The 22831-nt window shown below is 72.3% G+C and carries 21 protein-coding genes, 2 tRNA genes and 2 pseudogenes; 16 read left to right on the top strand and 9 right to left on the bottom strand.

Translation table 11 applies throughout. The features are described from left to right. Positions 1-22: 22 nt before the first annotated feature. Both ABZ261_RS19385 and ABZ261_RS19380 read left to right on the top strand, forming a co-directional pair. The gene (locus ABZ261_RS19385) at positions 23-796 is read left to right on the top strand and encodes a sulfite exporter TauE/SafE family protein (protein WP_356860670.1); all 774 of its coding nucleotides are present in this window, start codon (positions 23-25) and stop codon (positions 794-796) included. Between the two features lie 61 nt (positions 797-857). Further along, positions 858-1217 (top strand): hypothetical protein, encoded by a 360-nt coding sequence (locus ABZ261_RS19380; RefSeq protein ID WP_229869656.1) that lies wholly within the window; start codon positions 858-860, stop codon positions 1215-1217. Between the two features lie 4 nt (positions 1218-1221). On the opposite strand, the gene ABZ261_RS19375 is transcribed toward ABZ261_RS19380, so the two are convergent. Then, positions 1222-2097 (bottom strand): IS5 family transposase, encoded by an 876-nt coding sequence (locus tag ABZ261_RS19375; protein ID WP_356860731.1) that lies wholly within the window; start codon positions 2095-2097, stop codon positions 1222-1224. 241 nt (positions 2098-2338) lie between these two features. On the opposite strand from ABZ261_RS19375, the gene ABZ261_RS19370 reads away from it, so the two are divergent. Next, the gene (locus ABZ261_RS19370) at positions 2339-3103 is read left to right on the top strand and encodes a cobalt-precorrin-6A reductase (RefSeq protein WP_356860668.1); all 765 of its coding nucleotides are present in this window, start codon (positions 2339-2341) and stop codon (positions 3101-3103) included. A gap of 42 nt (positions 3104-3145) precedes the next feature. Here ABZ261_RS19370 and cobF read toward each other — a convergent pair whose 3' ends face one another. Both cobF and ABZ261_RS19360 read right to left on the bottom strand, forming a co-directional pair. Then, complete coding sequence (gene cobF, locus ABZ261_RS19365; protein ID WP_356860666.1) at positions 3146-3919, bottom strand: precorrin-6A synthase (deacetylating); 774 nt, start codon at positions 3917-3919, stop codon at positions 3146-3148. A gap of 70 nt (positions 3920-3989) precedes the next feature. Then, a complete protein-coding gene (locus ABZ261_RS19360; RefSeq protein ID WP_356860664.1) occupies positions 3990-4496 on the bottom strand; it encodes a DUF309 domain-containing protein in 507 nt (168 codons plus the stop codon). Positions 4497-4600: 104 nt separating this feature from the next. Between ABZ261_RS19360 and ABZ261_RS19355 the strand changes: the two genes are divergently transcribed. Then, a tRNA-Pro gene (locus ABZ261_RS19355) sits at positions 4601-4674 on the top strand. A gap of 118 nt (positions 4675-4792) precedes the next feature. Here the strand turns inward: ABZ261_RS19355 and ABZ261_RS19350 are convergent. Together ABZ261_RS19350 and ABZ261_RS19345 are read right to left on the bottom strand one after the other, a co-directional pair. Further along, positions 4793-5473, bottom strand: a pseudogene (locus tag ABZ261_RS19350) (polysaccharide deacetylase family protein); the annotation flags it as partial. A 67-nt stretch (positions 5474-5540) separates the two neighbouring features. Further along, on the bottom strand, positions 5541-6236 hold the full coding sequence (locus tag ABZ261_RS19345; protein WP_356860662.1) for a glycoside hydrolase family 11 protein: 696 nt from the start codon (positions 6234-6236) through the stop codon (positions 5541-5543). Positions 6237-6622: 386 nt separating this feature from the next. Between ABZ261_RS19345 and ABZ261_RS19340 the strand changes: the two genes are divergently transcribed. From ABZ261_RS19340 to ABZ261_RS19300, 9 genes are all read left to right on the top strand, one after another. After that, entirely contained in the window at positions 6623-7909 is a 1287-nt protein-coding gene (locus ABZ261_RS19340) for an extracellular solute-binding protein (protein ID WP_356860660.1), read from the top strand. 7 nt (positions 7910-7916) lie between these two features. Then, entirely contained in the window at positions 7917-8873 is a 957-nt protein-coding gene (locus ABZ261_RS19335) for a sugar ABC transporter permease (protein WP_356860658.1), read from the top strand. Beyond that, positions 8870-9688 carry a carbohydrate ABC transporter permease gene (locus tag ABZ261_RS19330; protein ID WP_356860656.1) on the top strand — a complete coding sequence of 273 codons (819 nt, stop codon included), beginning with the start codon at positions 8870-8872 and terminating at the stop codon, positions 9686-9688. Before ABZ261_RS19335 ends, ABZ261_RS19330 begins: the two co-directional genes overlap by 4 nt. Next, positions 9685-12081 (top strand): glycoside hydrolase family 3 N-terminal domain-containing protein, encoded by a 2397-nt coding sequence (locus tag ABZ261_RS19325; RefSeq protein WP_356860654.1) that lies wholly within the window; start codon positions 9685-9687, stop codon positions 12079-12081. The genes ABZ261_RS19330 and ABZ261_RS19325 overlap by 4 nt, the downstream gene beginning before the upstream one ends. 327 nt (positions 12082-12408) lie before the next feature. Continuing rightward, positions 12409-13428, top strand: coding sequence for a substrate-binding domain-containing protein (locus tag ABZ261_RS19320; RefSeq protein ID WP_356860652.1), 1020 nt, complete (start codon positions 12409-12411; stop codon positions 13426-13428). Further along, positions 13428-14504 carry an ABC transporter permease gene (locus ABZ261_RS19315; RefSeq protein WP_356860650.1) on the top strand — a complete coding sequence of 359 codons (1077 nt, stop codon included), beginning with the start codon at positions 13428-13430 and terminating at the stop codon, positions 14502-14504. The genes ABZ261_RS19320 and ABZ261_RS19315 overlap by 1 nt, the downstream gene beginning before the upstream one ends. A 3-nt stretch (positions 14505-14507) precedes the next feature. Beyond that, entirely contained in the window at positions 14508-15419 is a 912-nt protein-coding gene (locus tag ABZ261_RS19310) for an ATP-binding cassette domain-containing protein (protein WP_356860648.1), read from the top strand. A 2-nt stretch (positions 15420-15421) separates the two neighbouring features. Beyond that, complete coding sequence (locus tag ABZ261_RS19305; protein WP_356860646.1) at positions 15422-16330, top strand: sugar phosphate isomerase/epimerase; 909 nt, start codon at positions 15422-15424, stop codon at positions 16328-16330. A 211-nt stretch (positions 16331-16541) separates the two neighbouring features. Beyond that, on the top strand, positions 16542-16736 hold the full coding sequence (locus tag ABZ261_RS19300) for a hypothetical protein (RefSeq protein WP_356860644.1): 195 nt from the start codon (positions 16542-16544) through the stop codon (positions 16734-16736). A gap of 39 nt (positions 16737-16775) precedes the next feature. On the opposite strand, the gene ABZ261_RS19295 is transcribed toward ABZ261_RS19300, so the two are convergent. From ABZ261_RS19295 to ABZ261_RS19285, 3 genes are all read right to left on the bottom strand, one after another. Beyond that, positions 16776-17780: a Gfo/Idh/MocA family oxidoreductase gene (locus ABZ261_RS19295; protein WP_356860642.1), complete on the bottom strand. Its 1005-nt coding sequence runs from the start codon at positions 17778-17780 to the stop codon at positions 16776-16778. 123 nt (positions 17781-17903) lie between these two features. After that, the gene (locus ABZ261_RS19290) at positions 17904-19055 is read right to left on the bottom strand and encodes a Gfo/Idh/MocA family oxidoreductase (protein ID WP_356860640.1); all 1152 of its coding nucleotides are present in this window, start codon (positions 19053-19055) and stop codon (positions 17904-17906) included. Positions 19056-19303: 248 nt separating this feature from the next. Then, a complete protein-coding gene (locus tag ABZ261_RS19285) occupies positions 19304-19882 on the bottom strand; it encodes a helix-turn-helix domain-containing protein (RefSeq protein WP_356860638.1) in 579 nt (192 codons plus the stop codon). 201 nt (positions 19883-20083) lie between these two features. On the opposite strand from ABZ261_RS19285, the gene ABZ261_RS19280 reads away from it, so the two are divergent. Next, on the top strand, positions 20084-21511 hold the full coding sequence (locus ABZ261_RS19280; RefSeq protein WP_356860636.1) for an MFS transporter: 1428 nt from the start codon (positions 20084-20086) through the stop codon (positions 21509-21511). A 45-nt stretch (positions 21512-21556) separates the two neighbouring features. Further along, positions 21557-21630, top strand: a tRNA-Pro gene (locus ABZ261_RS19275). A 101-nt stretch (positions 21631-21731) separates the two neighbouring features. Here ABZ261_RS19275 and ABZ261_RS19270 read toward each other — a convergent pair. Further along, positions 21732-22424, bottom strand: a pseudogene (locus ABZ261_RS19270) (site-specific integrase); the annotation flags it as partial. A gap of 97 nt (positions 22425-22521) precedes the next feature. On the opposite strand from ABZ261_RS19270, the gene ABZ261_RS19265 reads away from it, so the two are divergent. Next, entirely contained in the window at positions 22522-22731 is a 210-nt protein-coding gene (locus ABZ261_RS19265) for a hypothetical protein (RefSeq protein WP_356860634.1), read from the top strand. Positions 22732-22831 lie beyond the last annotated feature (100 nt).

Raw genomic sequence — 22831 nt, 5'->3', positions numbered from 1 at the left:
TGCGCATAGCATCGGTTCCTCCATGGACACGATGACCCTCTGGCACATCTCCGGGTGGGGGTTCGCCGCGCTCGCCGGCGCAGCCCTGCTCGTCGGCTTCTCCAAGACCGCCGTGAGCGGGGCCAACACGGTCAGCCTCGCCGTCTTCGCGGCGGTCCTGCCCGCCCGCGCCTCCACCGGCGCCCTGCTGCCCCTCCTGATCGCCGGCGACCTCCTCGCCGTCGCCACCTACCGGCGGCACGCGCACTGGCCCACGCTGTGGCGGCTGTTCCCGGCCGTCGCGGCGGGCGTGGCGGCGGGCACCCTGTTCCTGGTGTGGGCCGGCGACGGGGTCGTCCGCACCTCGATCGGCGCGATCCTGCTGCTGATGGCCGGGGTGACCATATGGCGCCGGCGCACGGCCGGGGCGCCGCAGCCGCCCGGCGCGGCCCCCACCCGCGCGGGCCGCGTCAAGGCGCGCTTCTACGGCGTCCTGGGCGGGTTCACCACGATGGTGGCCAACGCGGGCGGCCCCGTGATGTCGCTGTACCTGCTGTCGGCGGGCTTCCGCAAGCTCGGCTTCCTCGGCACCTCCGCCTTCTTCTTCCTCGTCGTCAACGTCTCGAAGGTGCCGTTCAGCGCGGGCCTCGGCCTGATCGACGGGCGTTCGCTGCTGCTGGACGCCGCGCTCGTGGCGTTCGTCCTGCCCGGCGCCTGGTTCGGCAGGTGGGCGGTGGACCGCATCGACCAGCGGCTCTTCGAACGGCTGGTGATCGCGGCCACCGTCGCGGGCGGGTTCCAGCTGCTGCTCCGCTAGGGCCTGTTGCGGAAGTGCACCGCTGGGCAGCTGAATCCTGTGGGTCGGTACAGTCGCGTGCATGCTTAAGCCAGTGCTGCGTGTAGTTGAAGCGGGCGGTCGTACCGTGGACGATCCGACCGAGGAGGCTGTCCATGACCTGCTGTCTGAGATGAATCTGTCGCACCGGTTTGTGATCCTGAAAAGACTCGATCTGGAGCCTGTGGATCAGCACTACATTCAGGTGTACCTGAACGACGACTTCAGCTACCAGGTCGAGTACCGTGAAGGCAGTGCAGACAAGCACTACCAGGCCCACGTTCCAAGGCTCCATGAAGTGTTCGGCCCGGAAGAGTCGACCGCCAAGGTGATGATGGACTGGGCTCACGATCGACAGGGATGGCGGGAGGCGTTGCCGTGGACCCCCATGCCTTTTCAGTGAAGGGTTACAGCCACTCGTTGATCGCCGCGACCAGGACTGTCGCCTCGTAGCGGACGGCGAGCTTGTCGTACCGCGTGGCGACGGCGCGGTGCCTCTTGAGTCGGTTGATCCCGCACTCGACCGCGTGACGCTGGCGGTAGTCGGCCGGGTCAAAGTGCGGCGGCCGACCGCCGCGGGAGCCGCGTTTCTGGCGGTTGCGTGCCTGGTCGACCTTGTCCGGGATGGTGCAGCGGATCCCGCGGCGACGCAGATAGGCACGGTTCCTGCGGGAGGCGTACGCCTTGTCAGCACGCACTCGATCGGGACGCACACGTGGCCGGCCCGGCCCGAGGCGGGGTACTCGGACCTTGTCCAGCACTGGTTCGAACTGCGGCGAGTCCCCGCGCTGTCCGGCCGTGATCACGATCGACAGGGGCTTCTGGCCCTGCTCGACGGCCAAGTGCAGCTTGGTAGTGAACCCGCCACGCGAGCGTCCCAGCCCGTGATCACGGGGCTCGATGAAGACGCCACCGGGGGGGGCCTTTTGCAGGTCGCCCTGCCTGCGGGCCCCGGCCGCGTGCTGGTGGGCGCGGCAGACTGTGGAGTCGACGCTCAGGTCCCACGTGATCGCCCCCTTTGCATCGGCCAGGGACTGGAGCCGGGTGAGGACCCTGTGCCAGGTTCCGTCTCGCTGCCACCGGCGGAACAGGTCATAGACCCGGCTCCACGGTCCGTACTCGACAGGAACCTCCCGCCACGGAACACCGGTCCGGACCCGGAACCGTATGCCGTCGATCAGTCGCCGCCGGGGCCAGACGGGCGGCCGCCCTGCCCTGGCTCCCTTCGGCAACAACGGCTCAAGCACCGCCCACTGCTCGTCCGTGAGATCTCCCCGACCCATGAACGTGATCATTCACAGCCCGAGATCCACTTTCGATACACGGCCTAGCGCCCCGGCAGCGCCGGGAGGCCGGCGAAGGAGTCCGCGACGTGGTCGGGGCGCCGCCGGCGTCCCGGAGCGTCCGGGGCCGGCACCTGCCGTCCCCGAGCGGGACGGCACGCGCGGACGCCGAGGAGCGCATGGTCCGACCCGGGCGACCCGGGCGGCGGCGAGCCGCGCACGACCTCGTACGCTCACCCCCATGTCCGTGCACGTCCTCGTCCTCGGCGGCACCGCCGAGGCCCGCCGCCTCGCCGCCGACCTCGCCGCACGGCCCGGGGTGCGGGTCACCACCTCGCTCGCCGGCCGGGTCGCCCGCCCCGCGGCGCTGCCCGGCGAGGTGCGGACCGGAGGCTTCGGCGGACCCGACGGGCTGGCCGACTGGCTGCGCACGCACCGGGTGGACGCCCTGGTGGACGCCACCCACCCCTTCGCCGGGACGATCACGGCGAACGCGGCCCGCGCGGCACGGGCCACCGGCGTGCCGGCCGTCGTCCTGCGCCGCCCGGGCTGGCGGCCGGGTCCCGGTGACCGCTGGCACGACGTCCCGTCCCTGGCCGGGGCCGCCGAGGTCCTGCCCGGCCTCGGCCGCCGGGTGTTCCTCAGCACCGGCCGCCTCGGTCTCGCGGCCTTCGCCCACCTGTCCGGCCTGCACTTCGTCGTCCGGTCGGTGGAGCCGCCCGAGCCGCCGCTGCCGCCGGACATTCGGGTGATCCTCGCCCGCGGCCCGTTCACGGCCGCCGGGGAGAGGGAGCTGCTGCGCGCCCACCGCATCGACGTCCTGGTGACGAAGGACAGCGGCGGGGAGGCGACGGCCGCGAAACTGACGGCCGCGCGCGACCTCGGACTGCCCGTCGTCGTGGTGCGCCGGCCCCCGCTGCCGGAGGGCGTGGCGGCGGTGCCGGACGTGGCGGGCGTGCTGCGGCGGCTCGGCTTCGGCGAGCCCGCGCCACCGGGCGCCCCCTGAGCGCCCCCGCGTGCCGGGGCGCGGCCGGCCGCCGGGGCGCGGTCAGTCCTCGGCGGGGCGCCGGCGCAGCAGGTACGTGTCCATGATCCAGCCCTTGCGCTCCCGGGCCTCGGCCCGCAGCCGCTCGATGCGCGGGGCGGCCTCCGCGAGCGGCCCGGAGACGAGGATCTCGTCCGGCGTGCCGATGTAGGCGCCCCAGTAGATGTCCATGTCCTCCCCGGCGTACCGCCGGAACGCCTGGTGCGCGTCCAGCATCACGACCACGTCGTCCACCCCGTCCGGGAAGCCATCGGCGAGCCGCCGCCCGGTGGTGATCTGCACCGGCCGGGCGACCCGGTTCAGGCCCGTGCGGTGCCGGGCGGCCAGCGCCGAGACGCTGCTGATGCCGGGCACGACGTCGTACGCGAACTCCACCGCGCCCCGCTCCAGCACCTCCTCGAGGATGCCCAGCGTGCTGTCGTAGAGCGCGGGGTCGCCCCACACCAGGAAGGCGCCGGTGCCGTCCTCGTCCAGCTCCTCGGCGATCAGCCGCTCGTAGATCCCGGCGCGGGCGCTGCGCCAGTCACCGACGGCCGGCGAGTAGGCCGCCCCGCCCGCCTTCCGGTCGCGCTCCGGGTCCCGGGCCCGCACCACCCGGTACGACCCCTCGGGCAGGTGCGCGTCGAGGATGTCCCGGCGGAGCCGGGTGAGATCGCTCTTCGTCTCGCCCTTGTCGAGCAGGAAGAACACGTCCGTGCTCCGCAGCGCCCTGACCGCCTGCAGGGTCAGCTGCTCGGGGTCGCCCGCACCGATACCGATGACATGAATGGTTCGCACGCCCCGAGTCTGCCGCACGCCCCGGCCGGCGCGTCCACCGCCTCCGCGCCCCTCCGCGACCCGGCCCGGGTCAAGGGCCCAGCCGGGGCGCCTCGGCCCGGGCGTCCACCGGGGCCGCGCCCTGCTCCACCCGTCCGGCCAGCTCCCGCGCCCACCGGGCGAGCCCCGGCAGATCCATTCCGTACGGCCGGTCCTCGCCCTGCCCGGTCTCCCACTCCTCGACCGCGTCCGCGCCGCGCCGCAGCAGCCGCGCCCCGCCGACGGCGTTCCCGCGGGCCGCGTGGGTGAGCCCCACCGCCAGCTGCGCGAGCCCCCGCCACAGCGCCCGCTCGTCCCGCGGGCCCGACTTCCAGGCGTCCTCGAACACCTCGTGCGCGTGGAACGGCCGTCCCGCGGCGAGCAGGGCCTGCGCCTCGGCGACCGTCTCCCGCGGCGTCCGCACCACTCCCTCGGGCTGCCGGGGGACGCCCTCGGCGCCGTACGGCAGGGGGCGCCCCAGCCCGTCCCGGGGCCGGGCGTTGCGGGCCCGTCCGGCCCCGTCGCGGTCCCGGGCGTCCGATGCGTCGGCGTTCGTCATACCGCGATTGTGCCCCGTTCCGCCGGGGCCTTCTTTCGGCGCACCCCCGGGCGTGGGGTAAAGTGCTGTCCGCACGATCACGCGGGCACCCGGGTGAACCGTGACGGGACGTGGCGCAGCTTGGTAGCGCACTTGACTGGGGGTCAAGGGGTCGCAGGTTCAAATCCTGTCGTCCCGACTCGTGAACGCACGGGTCAGGGGTGGTTCCGGAGAGATCCGGAACCACCCCTGACCCGTTCTCGCGGACCGGGCACTCTCCCCGGGCGCCTGGCCGCGTCAGCGGGGGCCCGCGGTCAGGGGGCCACCGCGCGGCCGGTCTGCGGGGAGATCCGGCCGGCGCACAGGCCCTTGGCCGCCAGCGTCTGGGCGATGCGCGGCACGGCGGCGAGGGTGTTGGCCGGCCACTCGTGCATGAGGATGATCTGGCCGTTGGACAGCCGGGACACGGCCTGCACGATCGCGTCGGTGCTCGCGCCGTTCCAGTCCTGCGAGTCGACGTCCCAGATGATCTGCCGCAGGCCGTACTTGGCCTCCACCGCCTGGACGGCGGCGTTGGTCTCCCCGTACGGCGGGCGGAACAACTGCGGCGTCCCGCCGCCGGCCGCGGCGATCGCCTGCTGGGTGCGGGAGATCTCGGAGTCGATCTGCGCCTGGCCCAGCTGGGTCAGGTGGGGGTGGGTGTAGCTGTGGTTGCCCACCCACATGCCGGCGTTCACCTGGGCCCGGACCTGGGCCGGGTAGGCGGCGGCGAACTGGCCCTCGTTGAACATCGTGGCCCTCAGGCCGTTCTGCCTCAGGGCGTTGAGCAGGGCCGGGGTGTGGTCGTTGGACGGGCCGTCGTCGAAGGTGAGCCCGACGTAGCCGGTGCAGGCGGCGGCGTGCGCCGGGGCGGCGTCGACGGCGGAGGTGACGGTGCCGGCCACGGCCGTCGCGGCGACGGCGAGTCCGGTCAGCAGGGAGCGGGGGGCGGCGCGCATGAGGGTGGGTCCTCCTCGGGGCGGGCGGGGCCGCGGTGGGGGGCGGGAGGGACGGGGACGGGAGGGCTCAGCCGCTCACCGTGATGTTGGAGTAGCCGCTGCTCTGGTAACCCTCGGTGGCGAGGATCATGTAGTAGCTGAAGCTGCCGAGGGGCATGCCGGCGCGGGCCCAGGCGTCGAAGTGGTTGCCCGTGGTGATGGTGCCTCCGGTGCGCTTGGACTGCCGGACGCTCCAGTACTGGTTGAAGGTCCGGGTGCCTTCGACGGAGGGGGCGTTGTAGCGCGTCGTCTGGTAGATGTCGTACGTTCCGCCGTCGCTGGTGACCGTGCCCTTGTAGGTGCCGGTGGGCCGGTAGTTGCCCCAGTTGTCGACGATGTAGTACTCCACCAGCGGGTTGGAGGTCCAGCCGTACAGGGCCAGGTAGCCGTTGCCGGACGGGTTGAAGCTGCCCGAGTACTGCACGTTCCTGCGCCCGCCGTTGCTCCAGCCCTTGCCCGCGACGAAGTTGCCGCAGTTCGTCCACGAAGTGCTGTAGTTGCCGCCGTTGTTGAGGGTCATCGAGACCGAGCCGCCGCCGTCGGTCCAGAAGGAGTAGTAGAAGCCGTTGTGGGTGCCGGTCTGGTTGGTGGTGATGGTGGTGGCGGCGTGGGCGGTGCCGGGCAGCAGCAGCCCGGACGCGGACGCGGCCAGGGCCAGGGTGCCGGCGCGGGTCAGGAAGTTCCTGCGGTTCATGGGCCCTGAGAGGGCGTCGTTCATGTCCATGCTTCCTCCTGGGTGAAGGCCGGCGAGGGCGCGCGAGCACGGCGGAAGGCGAGAGCTCGATGTGTCATGTCCACGCCATACGCCACGACGGGAGCGGTTCCCTGCCGGGGGAGGGGCTGATTGCTGGAGAGTATGGAGCGCGCGCGAAACGGCGGTCAATGCATCTGTTTCCGAAACTTCTTCGAAAGTTATTGGTCCCGACCAGGGGTGTGCTGTCGCAACTTTCGGCAGCGGTGGGCCGGTCGGGGCCGTGTGCCGCCGGATAACGGTTTGGCTGCGTGCGTGCACGACCGTTGACCGTTTGTCCTGGTGACTCCTACTGTCCAGCCGTACTTTCGACCAAGGCAGCGAAACTTTCGGAAGACGGGACAGTCATGCGTACACGGATGCCCAGAGCGCTGGTCTGCGGCGCCACGCTCGCCCTCGCGGCGAGCCTCGCCGCCTGCGGGGACTCGAACGGCGCGGGCACCTCGAACGACGGCAGGATCCATGTGCTGGTCTACGGGGACGCCAGCAACAAGGTCGAGAAACAGATGATCGACGCCTTCAACAGGACGTCGGACGTCAAGGCCGTCCTCGACACCATTCCCGGCGCCGACTACCAGCAGAAGCTGCAGACGATCATCAACACGCCGCAGGCGCCGGACGTCTTCTTCAACTGGGGCGGCGGCAGCATCCAGCCGTTCGTCGAGGCCGGGCTGCTCATGCCGCTGGACGGCTTCGTCGAGAAGAACCCGAACCTGGACGACAAGTTCCTGCCGTCCGTCTACAACAGCGCCGTCGTCGACGGCAAGCCCTACGGCATCCCCATGCGCGGCACGCAGCCGGTGCTGCTGTTCCACAACAAGACCGTGCTCGACGAGGCGGGCGTGCGGCAGCCCGAGACCTGGGACCAACTCCTCGACGCCGTCAGGAGACTGAAGTCCGCGGGCGTCACCCCCATCGCCCTCGGCGGCGGCGACCAGTGGCCGACGCTCATGTGGTTCGAGTACGTCTACGACCGCGTCGCCGGCCCCGAGCTGTTCCGACGCGCCCTCGACGGCGACAAGGCCGCCTGGGCGAGCGCGGACAGCAGGAAGGCGCTCGGCATGCTGAAGGAGCTCGTCGACGCCGGCGCCTTCGGGAAGAACTACGACTCGGTGAAGTACACCAACGGCGCCTCGCCGGCGCTGGTGGCCCAGGGCAAGGCCGGCTTCGAGCTGATGGGGTCCTGGTACTACGCCCAGCAGCAGCAGGACGCCGCGGGCTTCGCCGCCAAGGGCCTCGGCTACAGCACCTTCCCGACCGTCCCCGGCGGCAAGGGCGACCCGTCGAACGTCGTCGGCAACACCAACAACTTCTACTCGGTGCTGAAGAAGACCCGGCACCCCGAGGCGGTCGCGAAGTTCCTGAAGCTGATGTACTCCGACGAGTTCGTCAAGGCGCAGCTCGCCATCGGCAACCTGCCCACCACCACGAACACGCCGAGGTTCCTGGACACGTCGGCCAGCCCGAAGTACTCCCGCTTCCAGTACGACCTCGTCGCCAGGGCCAAGTCCTTCCAGCTCTCCTGGGACCAGGCCTACCCGCCGGCCGCCATCACGCCGATCCGCCAGGCCGTCCAGCAGTTCTTCGACGGGCAACTCGACACGGACGGCTTCATCAAGGCCATGCAGGCCCTCCCCACCGAGTGAACCGCCCATGACCACACAGCTCACGAGCGCTCCGCCCGCCGCCGCGGCCACCGGGAAGGCGCGGCGGCGGCCGGCGGACCGCCGTACCGCCCACGGGACGCGTCCCGGGTTCCTCTGGGCGCTGCCCGCCACCGTGTTCTTCACCGTCTTCGCCGTGGCACCGCTGATCATGGTCGCGGTGCTGTCCTTCATGAGCTGGAACGGCCTGGGCACACCGCGGTTCGTCGGGACGGACAACTGGAGACGCATCCTCGACGACCCGGTGATGATCAACAGCATCTGGCTCACCCTGCTCCTCACCGCCCTGGGCGTGGTGATCCAGACCCCGCTGAGCATCGTGCTCGGCGTCTGGGCCGCCGGGCACCAGCGCAACCGCGCCGTCCTCTCGGCGGTCTACTTCGTCCCGCTGCTGCTCTCCTCCACCGCCGTGTCGGTGCTCTGGCGGGCGCTCCTCGACCCGAACTTCGGCATTCCCGCGCGGATGACCTGGCTGTTCGGCGACGGCAACCTGTTCGGTGAGCAGGCCACGGCCATCGGAGTGCTCGCCTTCGTCAGCACGTGGCAGTTCACCCCGTTCCACACGCTGATCTACCAGGGCGCAGCCCGGGCGATCCCGCCGGTGCTCTACCAGGCGGCGGCGATCGACGGCGCGGGGCGCTATCGCCAGTTCTTCCACATCACGCTGCCGCAGCTGCGCAACGCGGTCATCACCTCGACGATCCTGATGACCGCCGGCGGGCTCACCACCTTCGAGACCGTGCTCATCCTCACCCAGGGCGGACCGGGCACCGACACCACGATCAGCGCCTACTACATGTACCAGAAGGCGTTCAAGGGCTTCGACTTCGGAGCGGGCTCGGCCATCGCCCTCTGCCTGGTCGTCGCCGCCACCCTCGTCTCACTGATCGTCGTCCGTGTCTCCGGCTACGACAGGATGCGCAGCGACGCGGAAGGGGTGTCATGAGACGCCGCCCCCACTACCTGGCCGGAGCCGGCTCGCTCGTCTGGCTGGTGCTGGTGGCCCTGCCGCTGTACGTGATGCTCGCCGCGACCCTGCGCACCCGGCAGGACTACGCCGCACGCGGCCCGGTCTCCCTCCCCGGCGACCTCACCCTCGACAACTACACCGGCGCGTTCGACTCGGGGTTCGGCCGGTACCTCCTCAACACCGTCGTCGTCACCGTCTGCGTCGTCGGCGTGGTGCTGCTGCTCGTGCCGCCGCTGGCGTACGCGATCGTGCGCAGCCGCAGCCGCGTCACCTCGCAGATCTTCCGGCTGTTCCTGCTGGGCCTCGCCATCCCCGCCCAGGCCGTCGTCGTGCCGATGTTCTTCCTCATCAGCGAGGCGGGGTTGTACGACAACCTGCTCGGCGTCATCCTCCCCACCGCCGCGTTCTGCCTGCCGATGTCGGCGCTCGTCCTCAGCGGGACCATGCGCGACATCTCCCCGGAGCTGTTCGAGGCCATGACGGTGGACGGAGCGGGTCCCGCGCGGATGTTCTTCCGGCTCGTCGTGCCGCTCTCGCGGGGCGGCCTGTCCACGATCGTGGTGTTCTCCGCGCTCCAGGCCTGGAACGGCTTCCTGTTCCCGCTCGTCCTGACCCAGTCCGAGTCGACCAAGGTCATCACCCTGGGTCTGTACAACTTCCAGACCGCGCACGGCATCGACATCCCCGGCCTGCTGGGAGCCGTGACGCTGTCCATGGTGCCCGTCCTGCTCGTCTACCTGTTCGCCCGCCGGGCCCTGGTGCAGGGTCTGATGGGGATGGGAGGAAAGTGACCGCCAACGTGGCCGTAGAGACCACCCCCGACGTCCCCCTGTGGAAGGACCCCACCCAGGAGATCGGCGCCCGCGTCTCCGCGCTGATCGACGCGATGACCCTGGAGGAGAAGACCGCCCAGCTGTACGGCGTGTGGGTGGGCGCCTCCGACGAGGGCGGGGAAGTCGCACCGCACCAGCACGACATGGAGGAGGCCGTCGACCTCGACGCCCTCCTGCCCGCCGGCCTGGGGCAGCTGACCCGCCCCTTCGGCACGGTGCCCGTCGACCCCGCGCTCGGCGCGCTCTCCCTGCTGCGCACCCAGACCCGGATCGCCGCCGCCAACCGCTTCGGCATCCCCGCCCTCGCCCACGAGGAGTGCCTGGCCGGATTCGCCGCCTGGGGCGCCACCGCCTACCCCGTGCCGCTGTCCTGGGGCGCCACCTTCGACCCCGCCCTCATCCGCCGGATGGCCGCCGCCATCGGCCGCGACCTGCGGTCCGTCGGCGTCCACCAGGGCCTCGCCCCCGTCCTGGACGTGGTGCGCGACGCCCGCTGGGGCCGCGTCGAGGAGACCATCGGAGAGGACCCCTACCTCGTCGGCAGCATCGGCACCGCCTACGTCCAGGGTCTGCAGTCCGCCGGCGTCGTCGCCACCCTGAAGCACTTCGCCGGCTACTCCGCCTCGCGGGCCGGCCGGAACCTCGCCCCCGTCGGCATGGGACCCCGTGAACGGGCCGACGTCGTCCTGCCCCCCTTCGAGATGGCCGTGCGCGAGGGCGGAGCCGGCTCCGTCATGCACGCCTACACCGACACCGACGGGATGCCCTCGGCGGCCGACGAGGACCTGCTGACCGGACTGCTGCGCGACACCTGGGGGTTCGAGGGCACGGTCGTCGCCGACTACTTCGGCATCGCCTTCCTCAAGACCCTGCACGGCGTCGCCGGGGACTGGGCCGACGCCGCCGGCACGGCCCTGCGGGCGGGTGTCGACGTGGAACTGCCGACCGTGAAGACCTTCGGCACGCCCCTCGCCGAAGCCGTCGCCGCCGGCCGGGTGCCGGAGGCGCTCGTCGACCGCGCCCTGCGCCGGGTGCTCACCCAGAAGGCCCGGCTCGGCCTGCTCGACGCCGACTGGAACCCGGTCCCGGCGGTGCTGGCCGGAGCGGACCTGGACGACCCCGACGCGCTGCGCGGCACCGTCGACCTGGACACCGCCGGGAACCGGGATCTGGCCCGGACCGTGGCGGAGGAAGCGGTCGTCCTGCTGGCCAACGACGGCACCCTGCCCCTCGGCCGGCCCCGCCGCATCGCCCTGGTCGGGCCCAACGCGACCGATCCCGCGGCCGTGCTGGGCTGCTACTCCTTTCCCCGGCACGTCGGCGTGCACCACCCGCAGACACCGCCCGGCATCGACCTGCCCACCCTGGCGGACGCCCTCGCGCGGGAGTTCCCCGACGCGGAGATCACCGTCGCCCGCGGCACCGGCGTCGACGACGGGGACCTCTCCGGCATCGCCGAGGCCGCCGACGCCGCGCGCCGGGCCGACGTCGTCGTCGCGGCCCTCGGCGACCGCGCGGGTCTCTTCGGCCGGGGGACCAGCGGTGAGGGCTGCGACACCGGGTCGCTGGCCCTGCCCGGCGCCCAGCAGCCTCTGCTCGACGCGCTGCTCGACACGGGGACGCCGGTGGTGGCGGTCCTGCTGTCCGGCCGGCCCTACGCCCTCGGCCGCGCCGTGGACGAGGCGGCCGCGATCGTGCAGTCCTTCTTCCCCGGCGTGGAGGGCACCACCGCCATCGCCGGCGTGCTCAGCGGCCGGACCAACCCCTCCGGACGGCTGCCCGTCAGCGTGCCCCGCGACACCGGCGGCCAGCCCGCCACCTACCTCGGCGCCCGGCTCGCCCAGGCCAGCGACGTGTCCAGCATCGATCCCACCCCGGCCTTCGCGTTCGGCCACGGTCTGTCCTACACGTCCTTCGCGTGGGACGACCTGGCGGTCGAGCGGCCGGAGACCGACACCGGCGGCGAGTTCTCCCTCGCCTTCACCGTGCGCAACACGGGGGAGCGGGCCGGCACCGAGGTGGTCCAGCTCTACCTGCACGACCCGGTCGCCTCCGTCGTCCAGCCGGTGCAGCGCCTGATCGGCTACGCCCGGGTGCCGCTCCACGCCGGTGAGAGCCGCCGGCTGCGCGTGGCCGTGCCCGCCGATCTCGCCTCCTTCACCGGCCGCGACGGGCGGCGGGTGGTCGAACCGGGGGAGCTCCGGCTGCGCCTCGCGGCGTCCAGCGCCGACACCCGCCTGACGGCGACGGTGACCCTGACCGGCCCCGAACGCCAGGTGGGCCACGACCGCAGGTTCCACGCGCGGTTCGAGCAGGAGCCGGTGTCGCCGCCGACGCACCCCGCCGCCTGAGCCGCGCCGCGCCCGGCCCGGCCCGGTCCCCGGCGACGGGGGGACCGGCCGGGCCGGGCGCGGCTTCGCGTCCAGCCGGTGCCGTCCGGCGCCGGTTGCGGTGTACTGGCTTCCAGGCGCCGGTGCGCACCGCGAGGGAGACCGACGAGTCGCGCGGCGGACCGAAGGACGTATGTACATGAGGACATACACACATACGGACGTACGGACCTGTGCCTGAAATGATGTCTTGACAAAGTATTGACAGGGGCCCCGGCACAGGCTTGTATCCCGTCCCAACGCAACAGCGTCCTTCCCCCGTCGCACGCACAGTGAGGTGCTGGAAAGATGGACCGCTCTTCTCGCTCGCGCTCCCGCGGACTGGCCCCCGCCGTGGCCGTGGCCGCCGCGGCAGCCCTCACCCTGGCCGGCTGCTCCAGCAGCTCCGGCGGCAAGAAGGCCGAGGAGGGAGCGGCGGACGCCTCGGCGGGCAAGGCCGGCACCCCCCGGATGACCGTCGCGCTCGTCACCCACCAGGCGCCCGGCGACACCTTCTGGGACACCGTGCGCAAGGGCGCTCAGGCCGCGGCGGCCAAGGACAACATCAAGCTCGTCTACTCCGCCGACCCCAACGCCGGCAGCCAGGCCAACCTGGTGCAGAACGCCGTCGACCAGAAGGTCGACGGCATCGCGGTGACCCTGGCCAAACCGGACGCCCTCAAGAGCGTGATCGGCAAGGCGAAGCAGGCCGGCATCCCGGTCGTCGGCCTGAACTCCGGGCTGGCCGACTGGAAGAAGCTCGGCCTGCTGGAGTTCTTCGGGCAGGACGAGAGCGTGGCGGGCGAGGCGTTCGGCGAGAAGCTCAACACCACCGGCGCCAAGAAGATCGTCTGCGTGATCCACGAGCAGGGCAACGTGGGCCTCACCCAGCGCTGCGACGGCGTGAAGAAGACGTTCAAGGGCACCACGGACACCCTGTACGTGAACGGCACCGACATGCCGTCCGTGAAGTCGACCATCACGGCGAAGCTGAAGCAGGACCACTCCCTGGACACCGTCGTCACCCTCGGGGCGCCCATCGCCCTGACCGCCACGCAGTCCGTGGGAGACGCGGGCAGCAAGGCGAAGGTGGCCACTTTCGACCTCAACGGCCAGCTCGTCAAGGCCGTGCGGAGCGGCAGCATCCAGTTCGCCGTGGACCAGCAGCCCTACCTGCAGGGCTATCTGGCGGTGGACTCCCTGTGGCTCTACAAGAACAACGGCAACTACAGCGGCGGCGGGGTGCAGCCGGTGCTCACCGGCCCGGCCTTCGTCGACAGGTCCAACGTCGACGAGGTCGCCGGGTTCGCCGCGAAGGGCACCCGGTGATGAGCGTGGCCCGGCAGGCTGAGCCGGCGGCGGGCACACCGCCGGCGTCCGGTCCCGGGCGGACCGGCGGCCGCACCGCCCGGCGGCCGCCGGCGCTCCGGCTGCTGGCCCGTCCCGAGGTGGGCGTCTTCCTCGGCGCCGTCGCCGTCCTGGTCTTCTTCCTGATCGCGGCGCCGCCGGTGCGCGACGGAAGCTCGATGGCGAACATCCTGTACCAGTCCTCGACCATCGGCATCATGGCCCTGCCGGTGGCCCTGCTGATGATCGGCGGCGAGTTCGACCTCTCCTCGGGCGTCGCGGTGATCTCCTCGGCGCTCACCGCGAGCATGCTCAGCTACCAGCTGACCGTGAACGTGTGGACCGGCGTGGTCGTCGCCCTGGTGGTGTCCCTGGCGATCGGCGCCTTCAACGGCTGGATGGTGATGCGGACCGGGCTGCCCAGCTTCCTGGTCACTCTCGGCACCTTCCTCATCCTGCAGGGCGCCAACCTGGCCGTCACCAAGCTGATCACCGGGAACGTCGCCAGCGACGACGTCAGCGACATGGACGGCTTCGGCCGGGCGAAGGCGGTCTTCGCCTCCTCCTTCGGCGTCGGCGGGGTCCAGGTGAAGATCACCGTCGTCTGGTGGCTGGTCTTCGCGGCCCTCGCCACCTGGGTGCTGCTGCGCACCCGGTACGGCAACTGGGTCTTCGCCGTCGGCGGCAGCAAGGACAGCGCCCGCGCCGTCGGCGTCCCGGTGCGGTTCACCAAGATCACCCTGTTCATGCTGGTCGGCTTCGGCGCGTGGTTCGTCGGCATGCACAACCTGTTCTCGTTCAACACCGTGCAGTCCGGCGAGGGCGTCGGCCAGGAGCTGATCTACATCGCCGCGGCCGTCATCGGCGGCTGCCTGCTCACCGGCGGCCACGGCTCCGCGATCGGCCCGGTCTTCGGCGCCTTCATGTTCGGCATGGTGCAGCAGGGCATCGTGTACGCCGGCTGGAACCCCGACTGGTTCAAGGCCTTCCTCGGGGTGATGCTCCTCGGCGCCGTCCTGATCAATCTGTGGGTCCAGCGCTCGGCGACCCGGAGGTGAGCCATGACTGACGACACGGCCGGAACCCACGGCGCCGTCCTGCCGGACGGCGCGCCCGCCCCGGACGGCCCGCTGGTCGAACTGCGCGGCGCCGGCAAGTCCTACGGCAACGTCCGCGCCCTGCACGGCGTCGACCTGCGCGTGCACGCCGGCAGGGTCACCTGCGTGCTCGGCGACAACGGCGCCGGCAAGTCCACCCTCATCAAGATCATCTCAGGGCTGCACCAGCACACCGAGGGCGAACTGCTCGTGGACGGGCGGCCGGTGCGCTTCAGCAGCCCGCGGGAGGCCCTCGACCGAGGCATCGCCGCCGTCTACCAGGACCTGGCCACCGTCCCGCTGATGCCGGTGTGGCGGAACTTCTTCCTCGGATCGGAGATGACGAAGGGCCCCTGGCCGGTCCGCCGTCTCGACATCGCCCGGATGAAGCGGACCGCCGACCGCGAACTGCGCAACATGGGCATCGTCCTGGACGACCTGGAACAGCCCGTCGGCACCCTCTCCGGCGGCCAGCGCCAGTGCGTGGCGATCGCCCGCGCCGTCCACTTCGGCGCCCGTGTCCTCATCCTGGACGAGCCGACCGCCGCCCTCGGCGTCCGGCAGTCCGGCGTGGTCCTGAAGTACATCGCCGCGGCCCGCGACCGCGGCCTCGGCGTCATCTTCATCACCCACAACCCGCACCATGCCTACATGGTCGGCGACCACTTCAGCGTCCTGCGCCTCGGCACCCTGGAACTGAGCGCCGAACGCAGCGGGATCACCCTCGAAGAGCTGACCGACCACATGGCCGGCGGCGCCGAACTCGCCGCGCTCAAGCACGAACTGGCCCGGGTGCGCGGGGTCGACGTGGCGAAGCTGCCCGACGGGGGCGAGTTCACCGCGCCCGTGGCGACCTCTGAGGAAGGGACGACCTGACCATGGCCCACCCCCCTGTCCTGGACCGCATCCGGGTCGGCTCGGCCCCCGACTCCTGGGGCGTCTGGTTCCCCGACGACCCGCGGCAGGTGCCCTGGGAACGCTTCCTCGACGAGGTGTCCGAGGCCGGATACGACTGGATCGAGCTCGGCCCCTACGGCTATCTCCCCACCGACCCGGCCCGGCTCACGGAGGAAGTGGCCAAGCGGAACCTGAAGGTCTCGGCGGGCACGGTCTTCACCGGCATGCACCGCGGCCCCGCCGTCTGGGAGGAGACCTGGGCGCACGTCAGCCGGGTCGCCGCGCTCACTCGGGCGATGGGCGCCCGGCACCTGGTCGTCATCCCGTCCTTCTGGCGGGACGACAGGACCGCCGAGCTCCTCGAACCGCCCGAGCTGACCCTCGAGCAGTGGGCGCACCTGACCAAGGGCATGGAGCGGCTCGGCCACGAGGTCAAGGAGGCGTACGGCCTGGACATCGTCGTGCACCCGCACGCCGACACCCACATCGACACCGAGGAGCACGTCGAGCGGTTCCTGGACTCGACCGACTCCGAGCTGGTCAACCTCTGTCTGGACACCGGCCACTACGCCTACTGCGGCGGGGACAGCGTGCAGCTCATCGAGACCTACGGCGAGCGCATCGGCTATCTGCACCTCAAGCAGGTCGACCCCGCCGTCCTCGCCGGGGTGGTCGCGGACGGGGTGCCGTTCGGGCCGGCCGTGCGGCGCGGGGTGATGTGCGAACCGCCGTCCGGGGTCCCGGAGCTGGAGCCGGTGCTGCGGGCGGCACAGCGGCTGGGCGTGGAGCTGTTCGCGATCGTCGAGCAGGACATGTACCCGTGCGAGCCGGACGAGCCGCTGCCGATCGCGGTGCGCACCCGGCGCTTCCTGCGGTCCTGCGGGGCCTGAGGAGCGGTCGGCGTCTCGGCGGGCCGGGCGGGGCCGGGCGGGGCCGGGGGGCGGAGGGGCCGCCGTGGTCTCCGCGCTGCCCGGGGAGCCGCCGTGATCCGTGTTCCTGCTGACGTCCGACGGATTCGGCCGCCGGGGGCGCGGGAACCAACGGGGGCACATGGGCGTTGTGCTCGATGACGGGGGACGCCCGCGAGGACGGGAGGACGAGATGACACACCGCGCGCACTCACGCACGGCGCCGGAGGACACCGCCGAAGCGGACGCGTCGCGCCGCGACCGCTTCGGCACGCTGCCGGAGCGGATACGCCCGCAGGACACGGTGGAGACGAAGCCGGCGACCGCGCCGGACCCGGCCCGGGACACGTACAACCCCGACGAGTGGCTCATCCGGTACTGCGGCTGACCGGGCGCGCCGGGCGGGCGCGAGGCGCCGCAGCCGGCCTCAGGCCCGCCTGACCTCGGCCGGCGTCACCGGCCGGTGCTCGTGCAGGGAGAGCGTGCACGCCTCGGCGATCCAGCCGGCCTCCAGCGCGTCCTCCACGGTGCACGGGGAGGGGCGGGCGCCGGCCACGATCTCCGTGAAGGCGGCCAGTTCGGCACGGTAGGCGTCGGCGAAGCGGTCCATGAAGAAGTCGTGCGGGGCGCCGGACGGGAAGGTGGCCCCGGGTTCCGCCGAGCGCAGCGGCAGCTTGTCGTCCAGGCCGACGGCCAGGGAGTCCCGGAAGCCGTGCAGCTCCATGCGCACGTCGTAACCTCGGCCGTTGTGACGGGAGTTGGACACCACTGCGAGGGTGCCGTCGTCCAGGGTGAGGACCGCCGCGGTGGTGTCGGCGTCGCCCGCCGCCTCGATGTGGACCGCGCCCCGGTTGCCGCCCACCGCGTACACCTCGGCGACCTCCCGGCCGGTCACCCAGCGCAGGACGTCGAAGTCGTGCACGGAGCAGTCCCGGAAGATGCCGCCGGACGCCGCCACGTACGCGGCCGGCGGCGGCGCCGGGTCCAGGGTCGTGCAGCGGACGGTGTGCAGTGTGCCCAGCTCACCCGCCCGCACGGCGGCCCGCGCGGCGGCGAAGCCCGCGTCGAAGCGCCGGTTGTAGCCGATCTGGACCGGCACCCCGCCGCCCCGGACGGCCTTGAGGACCTCCAGGCCCTCGCGCATCGTCCGGGCCACGGGCTTCTCGCAGAAGACGGGGACGCCGGCCTCGACGCCGGCCAGGATCAGGCCGGGGTGGGCGTCGGTGGCGGCCGCCACCACGATGCCGTCCACCCCGGCCGCCAGCAGGGCCTGAGGCGAGTCCGCGACCTGTGCCCCGAAGCGCTCGGCCACGGCCCGGGCCGCGTCCGCGAACGGATCGGCGACGACGAGCGACTCGACGGCGTCGAGCCCGGCGAGGGTCTCGGCGTGGAAGGCGCCGATGCGGCCGAGGCCGAGGATTCCGATGCGCATGGTGCTCCTTGAGTGCGGAAGGGGCTGCGGGCGGGCGGGGCGGGTCCGAGGGCGTCCCGGGCGCGGTCGGTCACCGGCGGGCACCCGTCGAAGACCCCGGAGGAAGCCGAGGCGGCGGCCCGCCTACACGTCCACCCATCCGCCGCTTGCCGCCGACTCCGCCATCGCGTCGAGCAGCACCGCGGCATGCACGGCGTCCGCGAGCGTGGCGCCGTGCGGCGTGCCCTCGGCGATGGAGCGGACGAAGCGGTACGCCTCGATCACCTTCAGGTCGTCGTAGCCCATCGCGTTGGCGGCGCCGGGCTGGAACGCGGCGAACTCGCCGGCGCCGGGGCCGACGTGGACCGTGCTGACGGGCTGGTCCTGGTAGCCCGTACCGCGGCTCACCCGCAGTTCGTTCATCCGGCGGAAGTCCCAGGACACCGCGCCGCGGGCGCCGTGCACCTCGAAGCCGTAGGAGTTCTGCTCGCCGACCGAGACCCGGCAGGCCTCCAGGACCCCGCGCGCGCCGGAGGCGAAGCGCAGCAGGCAGCCGACGTAGTCCTCGTTCTCGACCGGTCCGGGCTCTCCGCCGGGGGCCAGGGCGTGACCGGCCGTCGTCCCGGCCGGACGGGGGCGGCCGGGGACGAAGACCGCCGTGTCGGCGGTCAGCGAGGTGATGTCGCCGAGCAGGAAGCGAGCCAGGTCGGCGCCGTGCGAGGCGAGGTCGCCGAGCACGCCGCTGCCGCCGCGCGCGCGTTCGTACCGCCAGGTCAGGGCACCGTCCGGGTGGGCCGCGTAGTCGCTGAACAGGCGGATGCGGACGTGCGTGACCGCGCCGATCTCCCCGGAGGCGATCAGCTCGCGGGCGGCCTCGACGGCGGGTGCGTTGCGGTAGTTGAAGCCCACCGCGCCCTGGACCCCGGCCCGGGCGGCGGCGTCGGCGACCGCGCGGGCGTCCCGGGCGGTCAGGCCCACCGGCTTCTCGATCCACAGGTGCTTGCCCGCCTCGGCCATCGCCACGCCGATCTCCCGGTGCAGGAAGTTCGGCGCGGTGACGCTGACCGCCTGGACGCGCGGGTCGGCGGCCACGTCGCGCCAGTCGCGGGTGGCGGAGGCGAACCCGTACCGCTCGGCGGCCTCCTCGGCCCGGCCCGGCACCTCCTCGACGACCGCGACCAGCCGGGGCCGCAGCGCGAGCCGCGGATAGTGGTGCGGGAGGCGGGCGTACGCTCGGGTGTGCACCCGGCCCATCCAGCCGAACCCGACGACGGCGACACCCAGCGCGTCCGCCATGGCAGCTCCCTCTCCGGTCCGCGCGGGCCCGCTCGGCGCGCGCGGATCCCGGCTCCGCGGGACCTCCCCTTCCGCGGGGACCGGTCCCGGTTCCGTCCGGCTCACCTTTGTACGGACAAACTCCGGTGTCAACCCGCCGGCCGTGCCCGGACGCACCGGCGACCAGACGCGCGGACCAACAGGCGCGCGGGCGATCAGGCGCGCAGGCGATCGGGCGATCAGGCGTGCGGGCGGTGGAGCGGGTGCGGTCAGCGGGCGGTGCGGACGCCGTCCAGTGCGATCGCGAGGACCCGGTCGCGCTGGGCGTCGTCCTCGAACGCCGTCGCGGTGATCCCGGCGACCATCCGCAGCAGATCGCCGAAGTCCATGTCCGTGCGGGCGACGCCGGCCCGCTGGGCGCGCTCCAGCAGCGGGCCGCCGGCCGCGTACATGGAGTCGCGGCAGGACTGGAAGATGTCCGACGTGCCGTCGAGGGCCTCCCGCACGGCGCGCTTGGTGACCATGTACCCGGCGAACCGGTTCAGCCAGGCGGTCAGCGCCTCCCACGGGTCCCCCTCCCCGAGGTCGACGGCGGCCCGGCACAGGCTGTTGACCTCGTCGGCGTAGACGCTCTCGAACAGGTCCCGACGGGTCGGGAAATTGCGGTACAGCGTGCCGATGCCGACGCCGGCGCGGCGGGCGACGTCCTCCAGGGAGGCGTCCGCCCCGTGCTCGGCGAACGCCTCGCGGGCGGCCGTGAGCAGGGCGTCGTAGTTGCGGGCGGCGTCCTTGCGGTGCGGCCGGCGGGCCGCCACGATCTCGCTGACGGGGAACGACGTGGCCGGCACTGGTGCCTCCAGGGGGAGAGGGTCGATTGAAGCGGAGGTTCACCTCCGCTACAGTGGAGGGGTACCTCCACTTTAGCAGTGCGGGGGGTGCTCCGCCGTGGCCGGACGCGGCCCGCGCACCCCGCCCGCACTCCACCGCACGGCCCGGGCGGCCGTGCCCCCGTCCGACCCACCGCGTCCCTGTTCCGGAGAGGCTTCTCCATGCAACGCACGTCCACTCGCCTCACCTTCGCGATCCTCGCGACCGGCGCCGGCGTGTTCTCCATGCTGCAGTCGCTGATCGCGCCGGCCCTGCCGACCGTCCAGCACGCCCTGCACACCTCCCAGTCCACCGCGACCTGGGTGATGACGGCCTACCTGCTGTCCGCCTCGGTCTTCACCCCCATCCTCGGCCGGGTCGGCGACCTGGTCGGCAAGAAGAAGACCCTCGTCGCCGTCCTGCTGGCCGTCCTCGCCGGGTGCCTCGTCGCCGCGCTGGCCCCGAACATCGGCGTGCTCATCGTCGCCCGCGTCGTCCAGGGCGTCGGCGGCGCCCTGTTCCCGCTGTCCTTCGGCATCATCCGGGACGAGTTCGCCCCGGCGGAGGTGAGCGGCAGCATCAGCAACCTCTCCGCGGTGATCGCCGCCGGCGGCGGGGTCGGCATGGTGGCCGCCGGGCCGATCGTCTCGGCGCTCGACTACCGCTGGCTGTTCTGGATCCCGGTCGGGATCGTCGCCGTGGCCGTCCTGATCGCCGTGCGCGGTGTCCCCGAGTCGCCCCGGAGGGCGCAGGGCAGGGTGAGCTGGACCGGCGCCCTGCTGCTCTCCGGCTGGCTGGTGGCGCTGCTGCTCCCGCTGAGCCAGGCCGGGCAGTGGGGCTGGGGTTCGCCGAAGGTGCTCGGCCTGTTCGCCGCCGCGGTCGTGCTCTTCGCCGTGTGGCTGGCCGCCGAGGCCCGCTCGCGCTCCCCGCTCATCGATCTGCGGGTGCTGCGGCTGCCCGCGGTGTGGACCACGAACACGGCCGCCCTGCTGTTCGGCGCCGGCATGTACGCGATCTGGTCCTTCCTGCCCGGGTTCGTCCAGACCCCGGCAGCGGCGGGCTACGGCTTCGGCGCCAGCGTCACCGCCTCGGGCCTGCTCATGCTTCCCATGCTGGTGGCGATGTTCGTCTCCGGTGTCCTGTCGGGCCGCCTGGAGCCCCGCGTCGGAGCCAAGGCGCTGCTCACCACCGGCGCCGCACTCGGCGCGCTGGCCTGCGGCTTCCTCACCCTGTGGCATGACGCGCAGTGGCAGATCGCCGTCGTCGCGGGTTTGTTCGGCCTCGGTGTCGGGCTGGCGTTCGCCTCGATGGCCAACCTGATCGTGGGCAGCGTCCCGCCCGAGCAGACCGGCGCAGCGACCGGCATGAACGCCAACATCCGCACCATCGGCGGCTCGATCGGCGCCGCGCTCACCAGCGTCCTGGTCACCGGCCGGCTCCAGCCCTCGGGCCTGCCCTACGCCTCCGGCTACACCCACGGCTGGGCGCTGCTCGCCCTCCTCTGCCTCGCCGCGGCCGGCGCCGCCCTCCTCGTCCCGGTCCGCCGCTCCGGCTCGCCCACGCGGGTCGCCGTGCCGGGGACGGCACGGGAACCCGTCCGGGTGCGGTAGGGTTGACCTGCGCGATCACGCGGGAGACTCCGTGTGCATCCGCGGCGGGACGTGGCGCAGCTTGGTAGCGCACTTGACTGGGGGTCAAGGGGTCGCAGGTTCAAATCCTGTCGTCCCGACTGGAGACAGTCGCAGGTCAGGGCCGGTTTCGGAGCAATCCGAGACCGGCCCTTGATCGTTTTTGGGGACCAGTCGGGGACCAGTGCTCCCTTGACCGGTGTCAGCGGGGCATGACGATTGGTCCCGGGAGCGAGCGGGGGGCGCGGACCGCGCTGAGGTGTGCGGAGAGTGCTGCGCCGGCGGCCGTGATCTTGTGGACGTCGGGGTGGAGGTAGCGCTGGGTGGTCATGAGGGAGCCGTGGCCGGCGATGCGCCGCCTGATGTGGACCGGGACTCCCGCGTCGGCGAACCAGGTGAGGCCGGTGTGCCGGAGGTCGTGGCGGCGAAGGTGTTCGTAGCCGAGCCGGATGACCACGTCGTCCCAGTGGGTGGCGTCGCGCAGGACGGCGGTGGAGATGCGTCCGCCGCGCGGGCCGGTGAACAGGCGGGCGTCGGGGTCGGTGCCGGCGGACAGGATGCGCTGGGCGACGAGGGGACGGATCTCCTCGATGATGGGGACTTTGCGGGCCCGCTTGCCCTTGGTGCCCTTGTCGGTCAGTCCGCCGGGTGCGGGTGTGGTCTGGCGCCGCACGGTCCAGATCCACTGGTCGGTGTCGATGTCCTGGACGCGGCAGCCTGAGACCTCGCCGATTCGGGCGGCGGTGCACGCGGCGAAGACGACGACGTCTCCCCACCCGCGGTACTGGTCGTGGGAGGCGGCCACGAGCGCGTCGGCCAGCTCGATGAGGCTGTCCCAGTCGGGCAGGGCCAGCGCGCGCGGATTACGGAGTTCGTCCTCGGCCTGCTTGTAGACGCTCAGCGTGACATGCCCGGACCTCTGGACCCCTGCCGCTGCGCTAGGCTCCCCGCCGGGGCGAGAAGAGGGGGTTTCGCAGGTGACGCCATTTCGCATGGGTGAGTGGACGGTCGACGTCCTCGTGTCCCTGGGGGTGCTGTGGGCGGCGACAGGCAGGTGGCGTGATTACCCGAACTCTGATGGTAGGACGGCCGAAGAGGTTGCCGTTGTGGCAGTGAGGCGGTCCCGAACGTTCAACCGTTTCGTCCTCGCCGTGCTCGTAGCTCTGCTCCTGACAAACATCGTGGTCGTCGTCAGTTACTGAGCCAGCAGACATCCGCTTTGTAAGATCAATTTGTCCCCGCTGGAGCCGCTGCCGTCGGCTGTCACGTGCATCCTGCGGCGAACGTCACCACCGGGCAGTC

It is taken from the genome of Streptomyces sp. NPDC006193, assembly GCF_040613915.1.
Lineage (GTDB): Bacteria > Actinomycetota > Actinomycetes > Streptomycetales > Streptomycetaceae > Streptomyces.
Note: the sequence above shows the minus strand (reverse complement) of the source record. Positions and strands in the feature narration are given on the sequence as shown.